This is a genomic window from Methanomassiliicoccus luminyensis B10, from assembly GCF_000308215.1.
Classification (GTDB): Archaea; Thermoplasmatota; Thermoplasmata; order Methanomassiliicoccales; family Methanomassiliicoccaceae; genus Methanomassiliicoccus; species Methanomassiliicoccus luminyensis.
In genome coordinates, this window is record NZ_CAJE01000024.1 from 129,841 (window position 1) to 152,908 (window position 23,068).

The window sequence follows — 23,068 nt, forward strand, 5'->3', positions numbered from 1 at the left end:
CATGAACATCATGATGAACATCACGGGCCTGCGCTCCATACTCAGGTATTCGAGCAAGAGGCTGCTGCTGAACCGACGGTGGACATTGGTAGTGCTGCTGACCCTGCTGGTCGCGTTCGTCATGGGCTACGCCGCCTATGAGGGCGAGGGGCTCGCGGCGGACGGGAGCGCCATGCTGGACCTACTGGTGCTGTCGTTCCTGCTCCCCGTCATATCCATGATATACGGCGCGTCGCTTATCAGGAACGACATCGACGACCGGAGCATAACGCCGGTGATTACCGCGCCCCTGGACCGCCGGGTCTCCTATCTCGGGTACTACGTCACCCTGGTCCTGGCGGCCGCGGTCATCCTGCTGCTCGTGAACCTCGTAGGGTGGTCGAGCTACTTCCTGCAGACCGCCATCGACGGCGACGCCGTCAACATCCTGCTGTCGTACTCGGCGGTGCTGGTGCTCGGCGTGGCGGTGTACTCGTCCCTGTTCCTGGCGCTGGGGGTGGTGCTGAAGCAGCCCATATACGTGGGGCTGATCTATGCGTTCGTGTGGGAGGGTTTCGTAGGCTCCGTTCCGGGCGCCATCAGCCATTATACTCTCATGCACCAGCTGAAGGTCATCGCCTCCTCCCTGCTGAACGAGGGGAGCCTGATGGGGGTCACCGGCGACGCCTCGGGGGCGTTCCTCGCGCTCGCGGTGGTCACGGTGGCCCTGCTGGTCCTGGGGGCGGTGGCCTTCCGGGAGAAGGAAGTGCCTTAGCCGCCATGCAGGTGATCCGCCGCGCATAGGATTAAGACCGGACCGGCGCATCCTTGGCGGTCGGGAGGGCCTCGATGAGGATCGAAATATACCACGCCTCGAAGTACGGCAACGGAGCGAAGATCGCCGAGGAGCTGAAGCACGTCCTGGAGTCCAGGGGGCAGCAGGTCAGCGTGCATCACATCAGCGATGTCGGGCCCAAGGAGGTCCCCCTCGCCGACCTGTACGTGTTCGGCGCCCCCACCCGGGTGGGGAAGCCCATCGGGAGCATGCGCAGGTTCGTGAAGAAGGCCGCATTGCCGCAGGGAGCCAGGTACGCACTGTTCGCCACCCATGCCGACGAGGTCCCGGACAAGAAGACTGGGAAAATGCCCACCCCCCAGGAGCTTGACGCCCGGAGGAAGAACATACCCACCCTGGACGCGGTCCTGAGGGACAGGGGAATGGTCAAGGTCGCCGACAAGGTCTTCAGCGTGGTCATGGATGAGAAGAAAGGCTCCCTCAAGGAGACCATGGCCGGGCAGCTGAAGGATGGATGGCAGAAGAGAGCAGAAGAGTTCGCCGACGCCATCCTGGACGCGGCCTGAGCACGCCGGCCTCTTCCTTCTTCTAGGTTAAAGCCCTCCATAGTATTCAATCTCCAAGCAAGGCCCTGGGAATGCCTCTCGAACTCGACCGATCAAGCCACATACGATCCTGCTGAATTTTTTGGTGCTTCAGGCAGATCGGTCGGACGAGCCAGATGGCGCCGATCGTGACCGGCCGCGTCCGGCCCGGTAGGAATTGCTGGCATTCCTCATAACAAATATCTCCATGTAATTATGGAATTACCAATATCATTTTATATGCATCTAGAGATATAGAATCTTGGTGGGGTTAGTGAGAATAAGATCATGGCAAGTATTGCTCGTTGCTGTCGCCGTTGTAGCCGCCTTCGCCGTTTATCCGGCGATCGGTCATGGTCAAAGCTTCGATGATGATAGCGCACGTAACGTCCGTACCGTGGATGTGAGCATCGCGCCGGAGATGCAGAAGATAACCGAGGCCCTGAACACCTATTCCTATGAGTACTGGGTCGATGAGAGCGTTTCTACCTTCATAGGCTCCAAGAAAGTGGCCATAGGGTCGGGAGCGGACGCGGCGGTGGGGGAAGGGGAAGAAGGGACGGTAGAGATCGTCTCTGAATTTTATCTAACTGGTTCGATAAACACCGCATTCACATATTTCGATTCCGAGAATGGAAGCCAGCAGAGCGGATGTTTAGAAGGCTATATAGTGCCTCTCAACGAGACCGATTTTGATGTAATCTTCATCATCAACGGAACGGAGGTCTCGTACCGGGACCAGATCGGCGAGGGGGCCATCGACGATTGTGCCTGGTTCTCGCTCGCTCCCCTGCTGGCCATACCCGGGATAAACGCGATCGTCGCGGCCGTGGTGGTGGCCTTTGTCGTTTACGCAGCCTACACATACTACTCTAACAATTATGTGGAATATACTCAGAACGTCATCGATGGCATTAGTTATAAGTATAAACACGGGGACCTAGTTTCAGTCACGGTCGACGGAACAACCTATTCAATAAACCAGCTTAACAGCGTCAACCTTAATAACATGAATAATGGGAAATATTACTTTGCGGTTCTGATCAAGAAGGTCTATATCGTTCCCAAAGCGATCTCCTTCGAGAGGGCTCAGAAGATCATGAAGCTGAGTAACAATCCAGGTGGTGTGATGAGCACGTGGACGTACAGTGAATCGAATGCCAAGTCCGTTGCTTCTGTGTTTGGGGCTCCGGTATGGCATGACGCACATAAGCCATCGTCAGGGTCAGGATATTATAAGCATTATCATACATGTGGCCATAAAACGAACGCGCACGCGTTCTATTACCTCCCCAGATGATGTTGGTGACAAATGACCTATATGAAATATTATGACTTCCTGGCGGTCCCGCAGCCCCTTGTGTTCGGGCAAGTGATCACTGACCCCATGGCTAACAACGGGGAGCCGTTCATCTATCGGAAGGGGGGATCGGACGGCATGGACGCATACCTGCTGAAAGAGACTTCCCCATACACCCATGTAATCGAGATTGTTGAAAAGGTCTTCCCGAAATACATCTATGCGATCGACAAGTCGTTCTCGTACGGCCGAGCCAGCTATCAGGAGTCGTTCCGGGACTACTACCGGAGGGTGCGGGAGGCGGAACGATTCGTGGCGTCCATCAACTGGCACGTGGAACGGATGGGAGAGGTCTGGTTCGCCCACATGCCGTATGATTATGATGTCCCAGTGGGAAGTGAGGGCCCGGTCATCAAGGTCATGAACGTGTATGATGCTCGGACGATCGACGACGACGTCTACGAGCTTCAGTGGGAGCCGGGGGTCCTGTACAAGTTCGTCAACATGGAAAGGAAGAAGAGGGAGCCGGCGGTGATCTGATTGACCTTTGGGAGCTTCGATCTCTTGGCGGTCCCGCAGCCCCTTGTGTTCGGGCAAGTGATCACTGACCCCATGGCCAACAACGGGGAGCCGTTCGTCTATGAGGTGCGTCCCGACAACCAGCTGGGCAGGGACGGGACGACTTTCGAGCTGCTCGAAGACTATAAGGCGAGGTGGGGGATAGAGGGATTGGTCCAGCCAGATCGTGCTCGACTAATAATGCCGAAGTACGTCTACATGGCGGATGAGGTGTTGTCATTGCGAAAAAGCACCTATGTGGCGGGCGCGGAAGCGTACCTCCGCATCGAAATATCGATAGAACGCATAATCGCGTTCATCAACTGGCACGTGCAGCATATGGGAGAGGTCTGGTTCACTCGTCAGGGGAGCGATACTCTCCCCCGGGACCTGGATGACGCGATCATTAGAGTCATGAACGTCCATGACCTGTGGACGATCAACAATGGGATGCGTGAGTTCGAATGGGAGGGTGGTGTCTTCTATAAGTTCGTCGATATGGAAAGGGAGAAGAGAGAGCCGGCCATATTCTGACCGCTTCCTTCCGATGCGGTTCATACCTTGACGATGTCAAGGTAGGTCCGTATTTCATTGGACGGAACGGCGAAGCTCATCCCGTTGACGATATCGCCGAGCGAATCTCGTATCCGGAAGGACATCATTCCGATGACCTGGCCCCGGTCGTCGAACAGGGGACCTCCGCTGTTGCCGTCGTTGATGGTGATGGATGTTTGTATCGCCGGCCTTACGGCCCTTGAATCGTTGATATTTATCAGGGGTATGGAGACGACCCCGGAGGAGGCCGATAATCCATTGCCCCGAGCGTTGCCGACGGTGAGGACAGGGTCACCGTAATAGATATGGTCGGAGTCGCCGAAGGAAAGGACCGAAAAGTGACGGCTGATGTCGACAAAAGCAAGCACGGCGATGTCCAAACCGCGGTCGAAGGAGGTCACGTTCAATTCGTAGGCGGTATCATCGTCAAAGAACCGTCCAGAGATGTGATCGAAGGGCATGTATGATCCGTTGTCGAGATATGTTACGATGTGCGCATTGCTAATCACTTTTACGCCATCATATTCGACGATAAAACCCGTTCCGGAGACCTCGTTCGAGGAATCCATTCCGCAACCGATCTCGATCGTCCCGCTCATCAGGTTCTTGATATCGAGTTCTTCCTCCTCTCTCGATTGGATCATCGGGTAACAGGCCACGATGACGATCAATATGACGAGAGCGATCGACAATATCGCCATCTCATTAACCTTCTTTGGCCGACCCTGCATGTTGATCCCAGTTGGGATATGCGGTACATAATTTTTAATGCTTTGACGATAAATCTGATTTGATATCCCGTAAGGTCATATGACGGGCGCAAATGAGGTGGCGAATCCCACACGCAGACTCGTTCTTGCGCCGAACTCGTCTTCGTGCCGAGATCAATAATCGTCAGTGCCCCGATATCAAACACTGATGCTGCCCAGGCGGCCGCCAATAGCACTTAGCTCTCGCTCACCTAGTGGCGCGTCATGGTCAACGAGGGAGGGCCTGTAGTCGCTACCTGCCCATAGTGATCGCAGGCACTTGAGGCAACCAACAGATATCGGGTCGCACCCGCTCACGCTTTTCCGGCAAAAATCGACGCCAGAGGTCGAAAGCGAGCTCGGTAAGATCTGAGCGAGCCCTCACCAGGATGAGCCCGGCCACGGCCCCGGCGACGGGAGCGACGAGCCCACCGTGAGCGTAGACTACGGGCCGGCTCCCGTAAGCCCCTCATGGGGGGGGGGGCAAGATCAGCGAAGCGACCTGCAACCGCACCCTTGACGCATGACCCTGGAGCGAGCTTTCCCCAAACTGACAATAACTTGCCGGAAAAATAACTGCTGGCTAGAGGGCTAGCAGAAAATAGCGCCACGAAAAGTTATTTATTCTAAGCTACATTAAGGCGATTACTCACAAAGGTGACTGTATGGTTGAGTTCAAAACTGTCATTAACGACGTAAAGACCGGGATGTCCTACCAGGTCAACGTTTCCGGTCATCATGCTAACTCCCTTATCGGCAAGAGGATAGGGGACGTGGTGGACGGCATATTCGTCAGCTTGCCCGGGTACAAGCTGACCATTGTCGGCGGAAGCGACAAGGACGGGGTCCCCATGAGGTCCGATCTCCCCGGCGTCAGGCGCAAGAACGTCCTCCTTTCCGACGGGACCGGCTTCAACGCTCCCGAGAACGGAATGAGACGCCGCAAGCTGGTCAGGGGCAACACCGTTTCCAACGAGACGACCCAGATCAACATGACCATCAGCGGCGCCGGCTCCAAGCCGGTCGAAGAGCTCCTTCCGAAGAAAGAGGAGAAGAAATGAAGGTATCCGTACAGCCCGAGATCAACATCGGGATGATCGGTCACGTCGACCACGGCAAGACGACCTTGACCAAGGCGTTGAGCGGGGAGTGGACCGATCGGCATTCCGAGGAGATCAAGCGCGGTATTTCTATCCGCCTGGGCTACGCCGATACGGCATTCTATTATTGCGAGAAGTGCAAAAGGTACATCGTCAAGGATTCCTGCGACTGCGGGGGGGAGGCCAAGTTCCTCAGGGCCATATCCTTCGTGGACGCTCCCGGGCACGAGACGCTCATGGCCACCATGCTTTCCGGCGCGGCCATGATGCAGGGCGCCCTTCTGCTGGTGGCCGCCAACGAGCACTGTCCTCAACCACAAACGAAAGAGCACCTGATGGCCCTGTCCATCATCGGTGTCGACAAGATCATCATCGTCCAGAACAAGATCGACCTCGTGACCAAGGAAGAGGCGCTGGAGAACTACCGGGAGATCAAGAGGTTCATCAAGGGCACCATCGCCGAGAACGCCCCCATCATTCCCGTCTCCGCGCACCACGACGTCAACATCGACAAGCTCATCGAGACCATCGAGAAGTACATTCCAACTCCCAAGGCCGAAAGGGACAAGCCCCCTCTCATGTACGTGGCGCGTTCCTTCGACATCAATACCCCCGGCTCCTCGCCCGACGCTCTGAAGGGCGGCGTGCTGGGAGGTTCCCTGACCCAGGGCGAGCTCGTGGTGGGGGACGAGATTGAGATCCTGCCGGGCCGCAAGGTCGAGGTGGGCGGCAAGACCAGCTGGGAGAGGATCACTACCGCTGTTCAATCCCTTCATACCGGCAATACCACCCTGGAGGCGGCGTCGCCGGGAGGCCTTATGGCCATCGGGACCAAGCTGGACCCCGCGCTGACCAAGTCGGACGGGCTGACCGGCCGCCTGGTGGGAAAGCCCGGCACTTTGCCGCCGGTGCTGCACAAGTTCGTCATGACCACCCACCTTCTCGAGAGGGTCGTGGGCGCCGCCGACGACCTGGTCGTGGAGAACATCAAGACCAACGAGCCGCTCATGCTGAGCATCGGGACCGCCACCACGGTGGGCGTGGTCACCAGCGCCAGGGGCGACGAGTCCGAGGTCGCCCTGAAGATCCCGGTGTGCGCGCAGAAGGAGCAGCGCGTGGCCATTTCCAGGAGAATAGCGGGCAAGTGGCGCCTTATCGGGTACGGCATCATCCAGTAAGGTGGGCATATGCCCAAGGTGGTCCTGGACACCAACGCCCTTCTCCTTCCTTTTGAGCGCTCCATCAACATCGATGCGCAATTGCGTTCCCTTCTCGGTCAGTGCGACGTGTACGTCCCCGGCCCCATCGTGGGGGAGCTGAAGCGGTCCGAGAACAAGCACGCCCCCGCGGCCCTGAGGCTGCTGTCCCGCTACACCATCGAGGACACTCGGGCGGTCGGGGATGCCGCGGTCATCGAGCTCGCGATGAAGCTGAACGCATACGTGGTGACGAACGACCGCGTGCTCATCGCCAAGCTGCGCAAGCAGCGCGTCAAGACCATCGTGATGAGGGGCGGGAGCCACCTGGCCCTGGACGACGGATAAGGCCGCCGGTGCTCGTTCTTGACCGCCGCCTCATACAAAAAGCTGAAAGCATTAAATAGCCTGGTCCGGATGGAACACCCCAGAAAATTGTAGTTAACAGCATCGAAGTAACTACTGGGGAAAGTTAACATGAACGAGAAGTTCGCCATCGCCCTCAAGCAGATCGCCCTGCTCGGCGGGATCAACGACTACATCGCCATATCGTCCCGGGAGCTGGGGGATAAGCTCCGCATCAGTCAGCAGTCCGCGTCGAAGAGGATCCTGGAGTTGCTGGAGGAAGGCCTCATCCAGAGGGACCTGGGGGCGAGGAAGCAGCGCATCAAGATTACCAAGAAGGGCCTGGACTCGCTGAGGCAGGAGTACTCGGAGTACCAGAAGATCTTCGAGCTCCGGGACCACATCCTCATCCACGGGGCGGTAGCGACGGGCATGGGAGAGGGGCAATACTACGTCAACCAGCCGGGCTACCAGGACCAGTTCAGGGAGAAGCTGAAGTTCATTCCGTTCGAGGGCACCCTGAACCTCAAGATCAGCCCCCAGGACGCCAACAAGCTGGAGGTCCTCCGCCGCAGCGAGGGCATTGTCATTCACGGCTTCACCCGCAACGGGCGCACCTTCGGGGAGGTGAGGTGCCACCTCGCCTCCATCCAGAACATAGATTGCGCGGTGATAATGCCGACCCGCTCGCACTACTCCGACATACTCGAGGTGCTGTGCAAGTACAACCTGAGGCGCACTCTGGGCCTGAACGACGGCGACGTTGTGGACATCCGGATATCGGTGGAGTGATCAGAACCTCTTGCTCACGTGGTCGAGCACCGAGCTGAACACCACCCTGCCGTCGCCGGGCGCGCCGGGGTCGCCGCCGGTCCTGGTCCAATCGGGATGCTGGTACCGGCACATCACCCTCTCCGGGTGAGGCATCAGGCCTAGCACGTTGCCCTCGGGGTTGCAGACGCCGGCGATGTTGCTCACCGCGCCGTTGGGGCACCACGGGTATCCCGCGTACTCGCCGTCGGGGTCCACGTACCTGAACACTACCTGGTCGTTATCCTCCAGCCGGTCCACGATCTCCCGCTCCTTCTCGCGGGGAAACCTCAGGTTCCCCTCGGCGTGGGCGGAGGGGAACATGACCACCTCTCCCCGCGGGAGCAGGGAGGTGAACACGCTCTTGCCGTGGTTCTCGTGCTTGAGGTAGGTGGGGCGGCACTCGAAGCGGCCGGAAACGTTGGTGTACAGCGCCGACTGCGGCTCCTCGCTGATGACCTCGTCGAACGACGGCAGCAGGCCGAGCTCGACCAGTATCTGGAAGCCGTTGCAGACCCCCAGCACCGGGCGGCCGCTGGAAACGAAGTTCTCCAGGTCGGCGGAGAGGCCGCTCTTGATGCGCGCGGCGAAGATGGCTCCGGCGCGGACGTAGTCCCCGGCGGAGAAGCCCCCTGGGAACATGAGCACCTGGTAGTCGTCCAGGTCTCGCCTCATCTCAGGGGACGATCTGCCGAGCAGTTGCTTCAGGTGGACCTTCTCCGGCCGGGCCCCCAGCATCTTGAAGGCCTGGTAGGCCTCTTCCTCGCAGTTGGTCCCTTCGATCCGGAGAACGCACACTTTGATGTCCTCGAGCTTCATCTCATCCCCCCAGCAGGTTCCACAGCGGCTCGGACCACGCCTTGCGCATGGCGGGGACCTTGAGGTCCACCGCGTTCGAGCTGCCGTCCTTGACGGTCATCCTTCCCCTGCCCACCTTGCCGATGTGCACGGCCTTGCTCCCGGCGAGGGCTTCCCACTCGGCCCTCTTGGAAGCGTCCACTTCCACGACGAACCGGGAGTTGGACTCGGAGAACAGTTTGGTGGCGGTGGGCAGATCGCCCATGGGGGCGAGGTCGCCGTAGAAGCCCAGGTCCCCGCCCAGGCACATCTCCGCCAGCGCGACGACGAGGCCGCCGTCGGAGCAGTCGTGGCAGCTCCTGATGAGGCCCTTGTCCATGGCCTGGCGTAGCATCTCGCCCGTTGCCGCCAGCGCCCGGGGGTCCGATGCGGGCACCTTCCCTCCCTTTCCGCCGTACTTCCGCCACAGCGCCGAAGCGCCCATCTCGTCCTTGGTCTCCCCGACGATGTATACTGGGTCGTCCTCGACTTTGAGGTCGGTGGTGACGCACTTGCGGATGTCATCCACCAGCCCCACGCCCAGTATGGTGGGGGTCGGGAGGGCGGGGCCGTGCGCCGTCTCGTTGTAGAACGACACGTTGCCGGACGGGACCGCCAGCAGGAGGTCCTGGGCCATCTCCCCTATCCCTCTGACGGCCTCGCGGAACTCGAACAGCCTCTCCGGCTTCTCGGGGTTCCCGAAGTTCAGGCAGTCCGTCAGAGCGTGGGGGCGGCCGCCCACGGCGATGATGTTGCGGTACACCTCGTCAACAGAGCTGCGGCCGCCGTTGTAGGGGTCCTGTGAAGTGAACCAGGGGTTCACGCCGATCGCTATCGCCAGTCCCTTGTTCGAGCCGGGCAGGGGCTTCAGCACCACGGCGTCGCCGGGGCCCTGGTGCCCCGCCTTTCCCTGCAGGGGCTTGATGACGGTGGAGGCGCGGACCTCATGGTCGTACTGGCGTATCATCCAGTCCTTGGACGCGATGTTGGGATCGCTCAGCAGAGCGAGGACCGCCTCGTTCAGGGCGGGCAGCTTCGGCTCCGCGGGGGCGATCTTCTCCTTCCCCTTGGGGGGGGCCCAGGGGCGGCAGTACTCCGGCCCCTTGGTGAGGAAGTCGAGGTCCAGGTTGTACACCACCTCGCCCTGGTAGTTCAGGGTGACCTGCTGCTTTTCCACCACCTTGCCGATGACCGTGGCGGGCACGTCCCAGAGGTCGAACACCTCCAGGATCGCCGCCGCGTTGGCCTCGGGGGCGGCGAGCATCATGCGCTCCTGCGATTCGGAGACCCAGATCTCCCAGGGGGCCAGGCCGGCCTCCTTGAGGGGCACCTTGTCCAGCTGGACATCGGCGCCGCAGCCTCCCGCCAGGGCGATCTCGCCCACCACGCAGGACAGGCCGCCGCCTCCCAGGTCCTTGATGCCGGACACCAGTCCGCGCTCGTTGACCTCGAGGCAGGCATGGATGGTGGGCTCCTTCATGATCGGATCGCCCAGCTGCACCGCCCCACGGGACTCGTCCTCGGACGCCTCATGCAGCTCGGCCGAAGCGAAAGTAACTCCGTGAATCCCGTCGCGGCCGGTGCGGCCGCCCACCAGGATGAGGACGTCGCCCACGCCCTTGACGGCGTTGTTGAGCAGCTTGTCCCTCCGAAGGAAGCCGATGCATCCGACATTGACGAGGCAGTTGCCGGTGTAGGCGGGATCGAAGTACACCCCGCCCGCCACGGTGGGGATGCCGATCCTGTTGCCGTAGTCGCGGATGCCCCCCACCACCCCGCTGGCGAGGTACTTGGGCAGCTTGACCCCGTTGGGCACCTGCCTCAGCTCGAGGGGGCCGAAGAACAGCGGGTCGACCAGGGCGATGGGCTGTGCGCCCATGGCCAGGACGTCCCTGACGATGCCGCCGATGCCGGTGGCGGCCCCGCCGTAGGGCTCGATGGCGGAGGGGTGGTTGTGGCTCTCGACCCTGAGAGCGTAGGCGTGCTCGTCGTCGAAGGCCATGACCCCGGCGTCGCCTTTGGCCAGGACATCGGGGTTCTTGATGGGGAAGATGTACTCGCGCAGGAAGACCTTGGAGGACTTGTAGCAGCAGTGCTCGCTCCAGGCCTGGGCGATGGACTGCAGCTCCACGTCGGTGGGGACCCTCCCTTTCTTGGAGAAGTAGTCCTTGATGACCTCCATCTCATCCAGGCTGAGGTTGAGCCCCATGGTCTTGGACATATCCCTCAGCTCTTCTTTGGAGGCGGAGAAGATGTCGATCTCGTACAGCGGGAAGGGCACCGGCCTCTTCCTGGTCAACTCCTTGCCGGACATCGCATCCCTCATTTCAGCTCGACGCGGTACGACTGGATGACCGGGTTGGCCAGAAGCTTGCGGGACATCTCCTCGCACGCGGCCTGGGCCTGGGCAGGGTCCATGTCCAGCTCGACCTCGAAGAGCTTAACGGTCTTCACGCCATTGATGCCCTTGAAGCCCAGAAGCTCCAGGGCCTTCTTGGTGTTGTCCCCCTCGGGGTCGGCAACGCCGTGCTTGAGCTCGATCCTTATCTCGGCCTTGACCATGGTACCGGAGTTTCAGAAACGCGGGCACCTACTTAACTGTTTATCCAAGAGCCTCGCCTCTAGCTCCTGGCAGGGCGGCGGGCAAAGATCATGTAGCCGGTGTGCGCGAGGTTCTCGAACGCCGGCCTCACTCCCCCGGGGTGGGCCTCGATGTTCCTCTGGATGTTCTCCACCGCTCCTATCTCCAGGAACCCGTGGTCCTGCAGCCCGTGCACCACGTCGGCGACCTGGTTGGTGTTAGGGACGTAGGCGGCGAAGCGGCCTCCGGGGCGGAGGAACCTCTCCACGTTGTCCAGGGCGAGCTGGGGGTCCGGCATGTCCAGGGCCACCGCGTCGGCCACGAGGCCCAGCTCGGCGGTCTTGATGTCCCCGATGCGCAGCTCCCAGTACTTGTCCAGGCCGGCCCTCTCGATGTTGCGGCGGGCACGGTCGGCGAACTCCTCGCGGATCTCCATCGTGACGACCTTGCCGGCGGGCATGACCGCGTTGATGAGCGCCAGGGTGAGGGCTCCCGAGCCCACGCCCGCCTCCACCACGGTGTCCCCCGCCCTCAGGCCCAGGCGGAACACGATGGTAGCGGCGTCCTTGGGAGTGATGATCTGCGGACCGCGGTCCAATGATTCCATGAGCTCGGCGATGGTCGCCCGGAAGGCGATGAAGTCCCTGCCCGCGATCTTGATCCGGGAGCCGTCCTCCTGCCCGATGATCTTGTTCGCGTCCACCACGCCGAGGCCCTGCACCCGCACCATTTCCCTGCGCAGGTTCAGCCAATAGCGGTTCCCCTTGGGGTCCAGGAGATAGACGAGATCACCTTCGTCAAGCATGCTCGGCACATGCAAGGACATGGGGAAAAGACTTTGCATGCCCAGGCTGACTTGTATTCGATCAACACATGATGTTGGGAACGCCATGTCTTTCTTCTCAGCAACGTGCAATGAGCTTGATGTGATTATCAATAGTCGCTCCTAATAATAAACTAATCTATAAATATCCTCAAATCATTCTCATTTCAAGGTTGCCGGCCGCATGCTGGCATTGGGGACGTTGAACATGAATTCATTAGCCGTACGGCTCGCCAGCTTCCTGAGCGCCTGCCTGATCCTCTTGACCGCGTTCCACGTGATGGTGAGCGTGTCCGCAGATAGCATCGAGAACGACGACCTCGCCGCCGAGGACGTCGCTCTCAAGCGCCTCACCGTCTCCAACGTCCAAGCATCTAATCCATCGTCCGTCGTCGTCAACGGTACCATCCACCTGGCATGGGCCGACGGTCCTCAGGACGACATGACCTTGCGATGGAAATGTTCCGTCAACAACGGTTCCTCTTACTCTTCCGATCTTTCTCTGACGCCGTCGTTCGGATCCATCACGGGCGTCAGCATCGACGGCGATGACGATTCGGTGGTCATCGTGTTCTGCGGCACACATAACGGAACTGAAGGCACGTACGCTCTTTCCTCTTCGGACCAAGGGGCCACGTGGTCCCGGCCCAGCTACCTTTCCAACGGGACCGGGGCGGACGTGGTCGTCCACGAGAACAAAGCGTTCATCTCCCTGTTCCGGGAGGACAACGGGACCGAGATGTTCTACATCGTCCGGGGGAACATATCATCCTCATCGCTCGAAAGCTGCCAGGCCATCATGGCCATGTCCGTTCCTCAATCAAAGGTGGAGATGCTGTTCGACAACGGCCTCATTTATTTCGCCCTAGCGGTCGACAGCACCGTCGTCCTCGGCAGCGCGGACGCGAACGGCACAATAATGGATCAACCTGCCGCGATATGGAGAGGCGACGAGATCGCCGACATCGCTTTGAGCCGGGGGATGCACGGTCCAGAGATATGGATCGCCCACAACTCTGTCAACGGGTCGTCCATACGCCACGGCTTCGCGACCGCCCCTGGAGATCTCAGGTCGTGGGAGGACGTCGATCACGGGACCGACCGCTACGGCAGCGTTTCGGCGGCGGCGTCGAACGGTAGGACCATGGTCTCGTGGGATCGAACTATCGAAGGGACGAGCGAGGTGGCCTGCGCTCTGTTCGACGGCGAGACAATAACGTACGGGCCGAAGGTCATTTCCAACGGCACCGCTTTCTCTCCCGTGATCATCGCCACCGACGGATTCGACATCATTTTCGTTCAGGAATGCGAGCGGCAGGAGCTGTTCTCGTACCGCGACGTGATGTTCACGAGGCCGGACCTAAAACGATTGATATCGTGGACCGCGTCTCAGGACGAGAGCGTATTCTGTTCTGCCGCTTCCAGGGACGCATTGGTCGACGACCTCGGCGCTGTTCTCGAAGCGTTCGAGTCGAACGATGCCGAATCGGCTCGCTCCATGATGTCCAAGATACGTGACGGGATGGACGGTGTCGGCGGCTACAGCGTTAGCTTCAGCTTCCTGGACCTTCGCTCCGATAAAGTCCGCGATACGATAGAAAGAAATCTCGAATACTACTGCACGGCGGACGCCACGGAATTCGCTTCCCCCGGTCCCGGACCGCAGGGCGGCGGGATGCAGTCGATATCGGGCACAGTGTTCATATCCAGTCTCAGCGCTTCTCCGATCAACAGCGACGCCGTGGAATTATTTTGGTATACCGATGACGTTCCTTCGACGACGGAGGTTCATTATGGCCCAACGACCGAGTACGGAAGAGTTCGCATAGGCGAGAGCGGCACCGTGCATCGTATCGTGATCAACAATCTCGAATCAATATACGGCTGGAACCTTGAGTATCACTTCAAGGTCGTCTCCCGCTCGCTCACCGATCCGAATCACTCCGCGGAGAGCGACGATTTGGAAGTGGAGATGCCAGATATTATGGTGGATTCCCTGGAGATCATCATACTGGACCAGACCAGCGTAGAGATACGCTGGTTAACCGGATGCTATACTCTCGCATCGGTCATCTACTGGGGCCCCGTGCTGTATGAGGAGGCATTCGATTACTATCTCCCCGATACTCCTGCCCCCTATCATTGCGTCCGTCTTTACGACCTCGATCCTGATTCCATTTATCACTTCGTTCTCAACACCTATTCCGATGGCTACTCTGGGTGGAGTGAGGAATATCTATTCAGCATTAACGTCCCGGTGGTATGCAACGTCGCCGTGGACATCATCGGCCCTGATGCCGCGGAAGTGACCTGGACCCGATTAGGGGACCAGTGGGTGGATGTACTCTACGGCACCACTACCGATTACGGCGAGCACGGCGGCGGTAGCCCCTATTGGTACAGCTGCCGGGAAGGCAGTCTGCTAACCGGCCTCTCTCCCGACACGCTCTATCACTTCAAACTGATGGTGTTAGGCTACAGAGGCACGTTCGAGAGCGAAGACTACACCTTCACATTCCGCTCCCTCGACGGTCCCACCGTCACCGCTGGACCGGACTTCATTCGTGTGGAATGGACCACCGATTTTTTCGCAACATCGGAGGTCTACTACATCACGGACAAGCGGTTCTACGATGATCGCCTGGACCGGTACAGCAACTCGATCATGGGGGACTGTGGGACCTCCCACTATGTCATCCTCACCGGGCTGGAGCAGAACACCGCCTACCACATCAGGGTGGTGTCCCGCTCTCCCTTCGACCCGAACGAGGCCGCCGCCAGCGAGGACATCGTCGTTACTACCGGCACTATAAGCGACATCGTTGTCATTCCTATCATCGACGGAAGCTTTGCCATCAAATGGACCACGAGCATCGCCGCCACTGCCGAGATTCATTACGGGCCCACGGCCGAATACGGCAGCATTGCCATCGGAACGAGCGGTACCTCTCACTCGGTGACGATAACTGATCTTCTGTCCAACACCTTGTATCATTTCCAGATATCATCGAGATCGCTAGACAATGCCAACATCAAGTTGCAATCCGACGACGCCACCTTCCGCACCGTAGCGATATGCATCCCCAGCATCGACTATGTGTTGGGAACAGCGCTCCAAATAGACTGGAGCACCAACATCGAAGGGACCACCGAGGTTTACTGGGGCACCACCTCAAGCTACGGGAACGTCGTCACTGGGGCGAGCGGTACCTCCCATTCGATCACGTTGGAAAACCTCGTCTCAAACACCACTTATCACTTCAAGATCGTCTCCCGCTCCGCGACGAACCAGAACGATATCGCCCAATCGAGCGACATGACCTTCGTGACCATCGGCATCTATGGCCTGGCAGTCATTACCTCCGCTGATGAGGCTCAGATTGCTTGGAATACCAACGTCTATGGCACTACTGAGGTGCAATGGGGAACAACTGCAAGCTACGGGAACACCGTCACCGGAACCAGTGGGACCTCACACTCCGTCACCTTTACTGGCCTCGCCTCGGCCACCGCTTATCACTTCACGGTCATCTCTCGTTCGTCGCAGTACCCGGACGACTTCGTTCGGTCCGATGACGCCATCTTCGTCACCGCCGGAGTGGAGGTAAGCAACGTGTACGTTGCTTACACAGGCTTCAGTACCGTGCGCATCGAGTGGACCTCCTCCGTCGCCGCTACTTCCGTCGTCCGCTACGGCACGACAGCGGCCTGCACCGGTTTCGTAGCAGGAACGAGCGGGACGTCGCACTCGGTTACGATAACCGACTTGGTGCCAGGAACCGCTTACTACTTCAAGGTCGAATCGACATCGATCTCGAACCCCGGGGACGTCGCGTACAGCGGCATCGGCACTTTCGATACTTGCGGGATCACGGGCATCGTCGTGGAGAAACTAATCCCCACTGTGATACGCATTACTTGGATGACGGACATTCCAGGCACCTCTGAGGTGGCATACGGGACCACTGTCGCATACGGCTCATCGATCCATAGTAACGCAGGCACCTCACATCAGGTGACGATAATGAACCTCGTTCCAGGTATCGTCTACCACTTTAAGGTCATCTCCCATTCCGCGACGAACCCGGACGACATCGTAATCAGTCCGGACCGCACTTTTATCATCGGAGTGATAAGCGACATAACGTTCGATATAGGCATCTCCTCCGCGCGAATAACTTGGACCACCGATGTTCCCACGACCTCGGAAATAGTTTACGGCACCACTACCGATTACGGTTCGTCGGCCCAAGGGGTTTCGGGCACCTCGCACTCGGTGATCGTAACCGGCCTTTCCCCCTCGACCACCTATCACTTCAAGATTGTTTCCTGTTCGACATTGGATTCGAGTGTAGTCGTACAGAGCGAGGATATATGCCGCACGAGCTTCCGGAACGGGGACGCCGGTACCGATGAGGACGTTGGAAATCTCGACAATCCAACGGTTGCCGTCCCTGGCATAATCTTCGGAAGCCTGAACGGTCTAGACGACCTCGAAGATTGCTATCTAATCAATGTTTTAAAGGGTCAGGTTATCGACATAGTCCTCAACGTGCCGAGTGGGTTCGATTATGACCTGTATGTACTTCACAAGACCGAGCCGCAATATTATCAAAGTTCTCGTGCGGAGAGCAGGACCCTCGGCGGGACAGAACACATACGATGGACGTCCCCGGCCCAAGGTACTCTGAGGATCGAGGTATCGCTCCATTCCGGCTCGGGCATGGGCGAATATATCCTTTCGACCGAAATGCTCTCGGGAGGGGTCGATGTAGGATGGATGGTCGTCGGCGCAAACTCCATTTTCCAGGAGAGCCGATGGCCGGGCATCGCGTTGCTGGACGGGTGGGCCCCTTCCGGAGTTCCTCGTTCCGGCATCGATGCGACTATGCTCTTCAACATTTACGACAACACCTACCAGATGAGCACCGACTATCTTTTGACATTCAAATACTATTCCAGCCAGCCTGTAACGGTCCAAGTGTACAACGGCGCCGGATGGGTCAATATCGGCACTCTTCCCGGCCGCACCGCCGACTCCACCGCTTCCGTGGTCCTCTCGTGCGAGTACTTCCACGACTCGATGCCGGACGAGCTGGGCATGAACGTCAAACTGCGATTGGTGAACGCGCTGCAGCTGTACAATGTCGGCTTCGTCGCTCGCTCCTATTCCGTCGACGCTTCCGACGTAGGCTCGAGCGAGCACAATCCCGGGATATCGTTCGGGACCGGATGGACCATTGATGGGGCGATGGCAAATGGAGTCAGTGGCGCTACGTTCATAGTCTCGGTCCCTCTGACCCGCGTCAGCTACGAGCTGCAGTTCGACTTCCTGGACAGCAGGGACGGTCAGACGGTGCAGATGTACACCTCGTCCGGGTGGGTGAACGTCGGCACACTGCACCGGCACGGGACATCGGCCGCGATCAGCCTGAACATGGGGAGCTACTATGACTCCGATGCGTCGCTGCCGGGCATGAACCTCTTGGTCAGGGTGAACGGACCGCTGTACAATCTGTCCTCCGTTACCATGGCCCCAGTGTTCGTGAACACTGATGTCGGAGCGGAAGGCGACGGTGACTACTCGGCTCTATCAAAGTACTTGTTCGGCGTCACCATATTTGACAACGGGGAGTGGTCCGGCCGGACCACTGTGGACGGCTATACTGTAAGGACCACGACCACCACCAGCACCAACTTCCTCCTCAACGCTCCCCTGTCGGGGCAGCAGTACCGCATCGACATACGATACAAAACGAGCAGCGCCGGCGCGGTCCGGCAGTGGGGCGGGACGGCCTACCAGCAGCTGGGGACGCTGACCGCTGACGGGGCATGGCATTTCGACTCTTACTGGACCCTGCTAGAGTTCTTTGATTATCCGGCCGGCGCGGACGGCTTCATCAGCGCGCTCTTCGACATCACGTCCTCCGGGGCCGTGGTGGATAGCATATTCGTTTACGCCGACTCCGATCAAGATACGCTCGTCGATAGGCAGGAGATCGAACTCGGGACGAGCCCGCTGATGGCCGACACCGATTCCGACAACCTCCGCGACGATGTCGAACTCGTTCGAGGAACGAACCCCACCAACCCTGACACCGACAACGACGGTCTCGTGGACGGCAACGAGCAGTGGTCGCAGACATGGTCGACCGCCGCGTCGCCGAAGATCGTCGATCGAAGCACCATCTCCTGCGCTCTCTCCATCCCCACGTTCGCGAGCTCGACGGCGAAACCTATCACCGGACTGAGCCTCTACCTCGGCATCGAGCACACCTTCATCGGCGATCTGTACATCTACGTCAGCCACGCCGGGAAGTCGGCGGTCCTGTGGAACCGCCAGGGCGGGAGCGCCGATCACCTCTACAAGAGCTATGACCTGCTGACCATGGGCTTCACCGTCTCGGACCTCGCCTCCTCGTCCGCGTGGACGTTGACGATCGAGGACCGCGCCGGAGGGGACGAAGGCCGCCTAGAATACTTCAGGGTACAGGTGAACGGAGGAAGCGATCCTCTCGACGCAGACTCCGACGACGACGGCATTCTCGACGGCGAGGAAGTGAACCTCGGCACCGATGGATGGATAACGAACCCGATGCTCAAGGACACCGATTCCGACGGCCTGAACGATCGCAACGAGATCATCGGCAGCACCCCGTGCGGAAAAGCTCTCAACCCCACGAATCCCGACACCGACGGCGACGGCTTCGGGGATGGCGTGGACAAGTACCTGGGAGACATGGTCATCCATATCTGCTTCGACCAGTTCAAGCCGCTGGAGGACAACCACAACCCGTTCTTCTTCGTAATATACTATAACGGCGAGGCCTTGCCGACCGCAAGGTTCACCGCCCCCTCGGGCACAATGGTGAACCCCGGCCTCGATTACTACATCGACGTTCCGGATACGGCAACATCGCAGACCTTCAACATACACTGCGTGGCCGAGCAGGCCGGCTGGTTAGGCGACGACGTCAAGATGGACGGCGTTTCCGGTGACGCCCGGGACTACTCCTTCACTTATTATTTCTCGTACGGAAGCTACAGTGCTTCAACTCAAGGGAGCCAGGACTTACTGGACTTCGACACCGACGTGTACTATCATTTCTATGTGGAGAAGGTGGTCGATCCATCGAGGTCCCGAACGATAGTCGTCAACTCCACCGAGGAGAACAGCGACCTGTACGTGGTCGGAGCGAACAATTACCGGTACACTGCTGATGATCGGGTGTACATGCTGTTCCTGCGAGTGAGCGGCAGCAGCGAACACTTCGTTAACGGCATCAACACCGTCATCGTGCCACGCTACATCGCTCTGGACTCGCTCTTCAACGACCTGCTGACGGCCGCCCCGTCGTCCAGCGGCGCGGCCGGCGGAAGCATCTATGTCACCGACGCTTCACAGTCGTCCGCATCATCGAACATCGTGGCCGTCATCAGCAGGACCACGAGCATGAGCGCCAGTCAGGCCGAGAATCTGCTGTATCAGCTCACTCACAAATCGGTGAGCGGGCAGCCGAACGAGAAGATCGCGAACAGCGTGGTCATCGCGCAGAGCAACATCTACACGCTGGGCCTTCCGAGCGACGTCATTTCCCGGATACCATACTCGCTGACCTCTGATGCGATCGGCGATCCCCCGGACTACATCGACTTCGGCGAAATCGTGGACACGATCGTCAAGATACTCATGACCGTCGGCACCGTGCTGTACAACTTCGCCGACAATCTGTACCGGGCCGGCGTGAGCCTGCTCTGTAGCATCGCCGACAGCGCCGCAGCGGCGATCAACACGGCGATCGCGAAGCTCCAGACCTCACTCGCCGCGTTCAAGACGTGGGCGATACAGTTCATCGAACAGACAGCCCATTCTATGCTGGATTCCATACTATCTACAATAAGGGATGTCCTGGGTGCTGTTTGCTCGGATATTTCTGCCAATTCTCATCGACTGTATAATGAGATGTCTGCGGGAGGGTCGAGCGAAGCTTCGAAAAATCGTTTGATGACCTCTATCTTCGGAGGGGATCTAACTAATGTAGTGATCGCGCTGGCAATGGGCATCTCGATAGCGTTCGCTGCAATATATGCATTGACGGGCGGATCAGCCTTTTTGATATCTGCTGCGGTATCGACTGTAGCCACGATAATTATCCAAGGCGTGTTTGGCGACATATCCTTATCAAAATATCTCGGTAACCTGCCTTCATCCATCTCGGCCTCCACCTTGATGGATCTGACAGGGGTGAGCGAACAAAGCTCAAACCTGAGCTACAATTGGCTGGATGTAGTATGCTCTATGCTCAGCTTCTCCACCGGACTAGTTGGTATTTTCGTCGGCGCCCTTGTAAACACTATTATTGGCGGGATCGGCCTGATCATAGGATTGTCCGCGCTGTTTATCGGACTATATGCCTTCGTAGATAGCGATGATCAACTTGCATGGATCGGGGTGGTCCTCGGGTTCATATCTGCAACCATGGCTGCTATTGATTATATCTCGTCAGGCGTACATGACACTGCATGGCTTATCCTCATGGTGCTCTTGAGTACGATTTCAATTGGAACGGGCTTAATTCCCTTGTTGATATGAGGGAGCAGGTATGACGGACGGAATCAAATTCACAATATCAAAATGGGATAAGAGTGATCTATTGTTCCTTGCCCTATTTTTTTCCGCATATTTTGTAACTGGAACTATAGTCCTGATAATAGTCGGACATATTCAGTGGGGAACGATCCTCTTGTGGGCAATGAGCATCTCATTTGCATCCTCAATATACATTGCCAAGATCGCCCGCAGGCCTAAAGAGGTCAATATAATGTCCGGAGAATTTATGCTCCTGTTTAAAAACAATCGAGAACGACGCGTAAGCTGGAGCATGCTGAACGGGGTAAACGTCGCCGAGAGCACCGGCGCTATCAAGCTCGGCCGAGAACTACTCCCGTATCCCATTTCTCGCGAGGCCGCCCTTGGTATTCAGGAAGCATATCTGGAACAGACCGGGAAAGCAGCACCAGTCTGGGATGGAAGATCGCCCCTGAGGAGATAACTAACGCGAAATAATGGACTATGAGAAATCAAAGCGTCACTTTACTGGGCAAGGTATGCGACGCTCTCGACGCCATCGTTCTCAAGGACGTGGTCAACTCCCCGCTGAGGGACCACGGCCCCAACGACTATCTCGGCGTCATCACCAACATCGTGTACGACTTCTTCCTCGGAGCGGTCAACTTCTTCGCCAACTTGGCGCAGTTCGTGGTCGATCTCGGACTGGCGGTGATTGGCGCGCTTAAAAGTCTCACACAACAAGCTTCGAACGCCATAGGCGCGGCGGTGACGGTGATATCGAACGCGTTGAACGCGTTCAAGACGTGGGCGATGCAGTTCATCGAGGACACCCTGGAGACGCTGTTCGGACCGATTATCAATACGATCCAAAATGTCCTAGATGATTATCGTAACAACATTATACGTGCACTCGGTGCCATGGCCATGGACTATAACGCTACTAGCTCGGTCAGCTCAGCAGCATTAAACCAATTAGGAAACGCAATTCAAGGCGATCTATTTTGGATATTGTTCGGAGCGGTAACCATTATTCAGGTGGCCTTGATTTCATTAACGGCCGCAACGCTCGGAACGGCTTTCCTCGTCTCATTCGTCGTTTCGATGGTCATAAGCCTCCTGGTCGAGCAAGTACTGGGGGCTATTCAGGATTTGACCGCTCCGGGAAATGTCCTAAGCGACCTAGCTTCTATCGCTTCTGGCAGTTCACTGAACATGAATGGAATATATTCCGTTCTTGAAAACGTCTTTGATACAGCCATTGTCTCAGGGAGTTCATTGAATATGGGCGAAGCATACTCAGTTCTCGAAAATCCCCTCGATAAGATCTATACCGATGTGACTGGCGAAGGTGGTACGCTAAACAGCGAGGACGACGGGATCGATTTAATTCTAAGTTTGACTTCATACACTTTGGGACTATTCTCCCTGATCTTCGGTCCTGCATTTGCAGGCGACGATATTCCTGGGATCACTCAGGAGTATGCTAAGAAGAGCATTATCCTGGGCTTCCTTGGTACAGCGATTGGATATATTTCTCTCTCGCTCACGGCAGCTAAAAATAGCTTTATGTCACTATTGACCTGCTCGATCAGTTTTCTATTGTCTGGTGCATCACTATTTTATTCGGTAATGGATATGAGGGCCCATAACATCGGGATGAGGTCGCTGTCCGGCGTCGCCTCTGCACTAGGCTTTGGGGCGTGTGCTTTGTCCGTCGTATCGATAGCGCGGAGCGTCGACTCATACCTGTGAGGGATGTAAAAATGATGAACGAACTCTCCGGCACTCGTTTCCAAAACCCGCCCTCGCCCTTTTCCACCAGTCTTTTTGCTTCTATCACTGTATCCCTAATCATCTTAGAGATAGTAACGGTCCAGAGCACACACAACATCATCGCGAAAGCAGTTGGCATTGTGCTTTTCTCCGGCCTCGCCGGCGTGTCCTTGTTCCTCCTGATGGATCAGGACATTACCGGCAAGCCGAAAGAGGTCACGGTCACCGAAGACGGTGTTCTGCTGGTCTATCGGACCAGGAAGCAAAAGTTCGTTCATTGGTCCGAAATAGACTGGGTCAGCGCCCACGATAGCGATCAGACCACGATCGTCGGAAGGATCGACCACATGGGGAAGATGAAGCTCAAGGGGGAGAAGTGGGCGTTCTGGATCACCTATGATATCGCATCCGCCATCCAGAAAGCGTACAAGGGGGACCTGAAGCCAACGAACATCGGAAAGTTCGTGGTCCTGCAATGAGCGATAGCGAGCGATGGCACTTCACTGTGTT

General features: G+C 58.0%; 18 protein-coding genes. 13 read left to right on the forward strand and 5 right to left on the reverse strand.

The features are described 5' to 3' along the window. Position 1: 1 nt before the first annotated feature. From WYS_RS13475 to WYS_RS13495, 5 genes are all read left to right on the forward strand, one after another. On the forward strand, positions 2–754 hold the full coding sequence (locus WYS_RS13475; RefSeq protein WP_019178708.1) for a hypothetical protein: 753 nt from the start codon (positions 2–4) through the stop codon (positions 752–754). 74 nt (positions 755–828) lie between these two features. Further along, entirely contained in the window at positions 829–1,341 is a 513-nt protein-coding gene (locus WYS_RS13480; RefSeq protein WP_147654232.1) for a flavodoxin family protein, read from the forward strand. A gap of 283 nt (positions 1,342–1,624) precedes the next feature. Beyond that, complete coding sequence (locus WYS_RS13485; protein ID WP_026069136.1) at positions 1,625–2,659, forward strand: hypothetical protein; 1,035 nt, start codon at positions 1,625–1,627, stop codon at positions 2,657–2,659. A 12-nt stretch (positions 2,660–2,671) separates the two neighbouring features. Beyond that, positions 2,672–3,199, forward strand: a complete 528-nt coding sequence (locus WYS_RS13490) for a hypothetical protein (RefSeq protein ID WP_019178711.1) — start codon at positions 2,672–2,674, stop codon at positions 3,197–3,199. After that, on the forward strand, positions 3,200–3,751 hold the full coding sequence (locus WYS_RS13495) for a hypothetical protein (protein WP_019178712.1): 552 nt from the start codon (positions 3,200–3,202) through the stop codon (positions 3,749–3,751). A 20-nt stretch (positions 3,752–3,771) separates the two neighbouring features. Here the strand turns inward: WYS_RS13495 and WYS_RS13500 are convergent, their stop codons facing one another. Continuing rightward, complete coding sequence (locus WYS_RS13500) at positions 3,772–4,473, reverse strand: S1C family serine protease (protein WP_162137745.1); 702 nt, start codon at positions 4,471–4,473, stop codon at positions 3,772–3,774. Between the two features lie 713 nt (positions 4,474–5,186). On the opposite strand from WYS_RS13500, the gene WYS_RS13505 reads away from it, so the two are divergent. The 4 genes from WYS_RS13505 (at position 5,187) to WYS_RS13520 (ending at position 7,954) form a co-directional block, all read left to right on the forward strand. Continuing rightward, positions 5,187–5,582, forward strand: a complete 396-nt coding sequence (locus WYS_RS13505; protein ID WP_019178714.1) for a 30S ribosomal protein S6e — start codon at positions 5,187–5,189, stop codon at positions 5,580–5,582. Beyond that, positions 5,579–6,799: a translation initiation factor IF-2 subunit gamma gene (locus tag WYS_RS13510; protein ID WP_019178715.1), complete on the forward strand. Its 1,221-nt coding sequence runs from the start codon at positions 5,579–5,581 to the stop codon at positions 6,797–6,799. Before WYS_RS13505 ends, WYS_RS13510 begins: the two co-directional genes overlap by 4 nt. A 9-nt stretch (positions 6,800–6,808) precedes the next feature. Further along, the gene (locus tag WYS_RS13515) at positions 6,809–7,165 is read left to right on the forward strand and encodes a type II toxin-antitoxin system VapC family toxin (protein WP_019178716.1); all 357 of its coding nucleotides are present in this window, start codon (positions 6,809–6,811) and stop codon (positions 7,163–7,165) included. 129 nt (positions 7,166–7,294) lie between these two features. Beyond that, a complete protein-coding gene (locus WYS_RS13520) occupies positions 7,295–7,954 on the forward strand; it encodes a DUF120 domain-containing protein (RefSeq protein WP_019178717.1) in 660 nt (219 codons plus the stop codon). Here WYS_RS13520 and purQ read toward each other — a convergent pair whose 3' ends face one another. From purQ to WYS_RS13540, 4 genes are read right to left on the reverse strand one after another with little or no spacing between them, the layout of a single operon-like run. Continuing rightward, positions 7,955–8,791 (reverse strand): phosphoribosylformylglycinamidine synthase subunit PurQ, encoded by an 837-nt coding sequence (gene purQ / locus WYS_RS13525; protein WP_019178718.1) that lies wholly within the window; start codon positions 8,789–8,791, stop codon positions 7,955–7,957. Position 8,792: 1 nt separating this feature from the next. Beyond that, positions 8,793–11,123, reverse strand: a complete 2,331-nt coding sequence (gene purL, locus WYS_RS13530) for a phosphoribosylformylglycinamidine synthase subunit PurL (RefSeq protein WP_049796383.1) — start codon at positions 11,121–11,123, stop codon at positions 8,793–8,795. Positions 11,124–11,131: 8 nt separating this feature from the next. Next, entirely contained in the window at positions 11,132–11,371 is a 240-nt protein-coding gene (gene purS / locus WYS_RS13535; RefSeq protein WP_019178720.1) for a phosphoribosylformylglycinamidine synthase subunit PurS, read from the reverse strand. A gap of 59 nt (positions 11,372–11,430) precedes the next feature. Continuing rightward, positions 11,431–12,195, reverse strand: a complete 765-nt coding sequence (locus tag WYS_RS13540; RefSeq protein WP_019178721.1) for a tRNA (adenine-N1)-methyltransferase — start codon at positions 12,193–12,195, stop codon at positions 11,431–11,433. A gap of 226 nt (positions 12,196–12,421) precedes the next feature. Here WYS_RS13540 and WYS_RS15485 point away from each other — a divergent pair, with 226 nt between their 5' ends. From WYS_RS15485 to WYS_RS16190, 4 genes are all read left to right on the forward strand, one after another. Continuing rightward, on the forward strand, positions 12,422–20,806 hold the full coding sequence (locus WYS_RS15485) for a proprotein convertase P-domain-containing protein (RefSeq protein WP_147654234.1): 8,385 nt from the start codon (positions 12,422–12,424) through the stop codon (positions 20,804–20,806). 10 nt (positions 20,807–20,816) lie between these two features. Continuing rightward, positions 20,817–21,266 (forward strand): hypothetical protein, encoded by a 450-nt coding sequence (locus WYS_RS13550; protein ID WP_019178723.1) that lies wholly within the window; start codon positions 20,817–20,819, stop codon positions 21,264–21,266. A gap of 20 nt (positions 21,267–21,286) precedes the next feature. Beyond that, the gene (locus WYS_RS13555) at positions 21,287–22,537 is read left to right on the forward strand and encodes a hypothetical protein (RefSeq protein ID WP_019178724.1); all 1,251 of its coding nucleotides are present in this window, start codon (positions 21,287–21,289) and stop codon (positions 22,535–22,537) included. A 203-nt stretch (positions 22,538–22,740) separates the two neighbouring features. After that, positions 22,741–23,037, forward strand: coding sequence for a hypothetical protein (locus WYS_RS16190; RefSeq protein WP_147654235.1), 297 nt, complete (start codon positions 22,741–22,743; stop codon positions 23,035–23,037). Positions 23,038–23,068 lie beyond the last annotated feature (31 nt).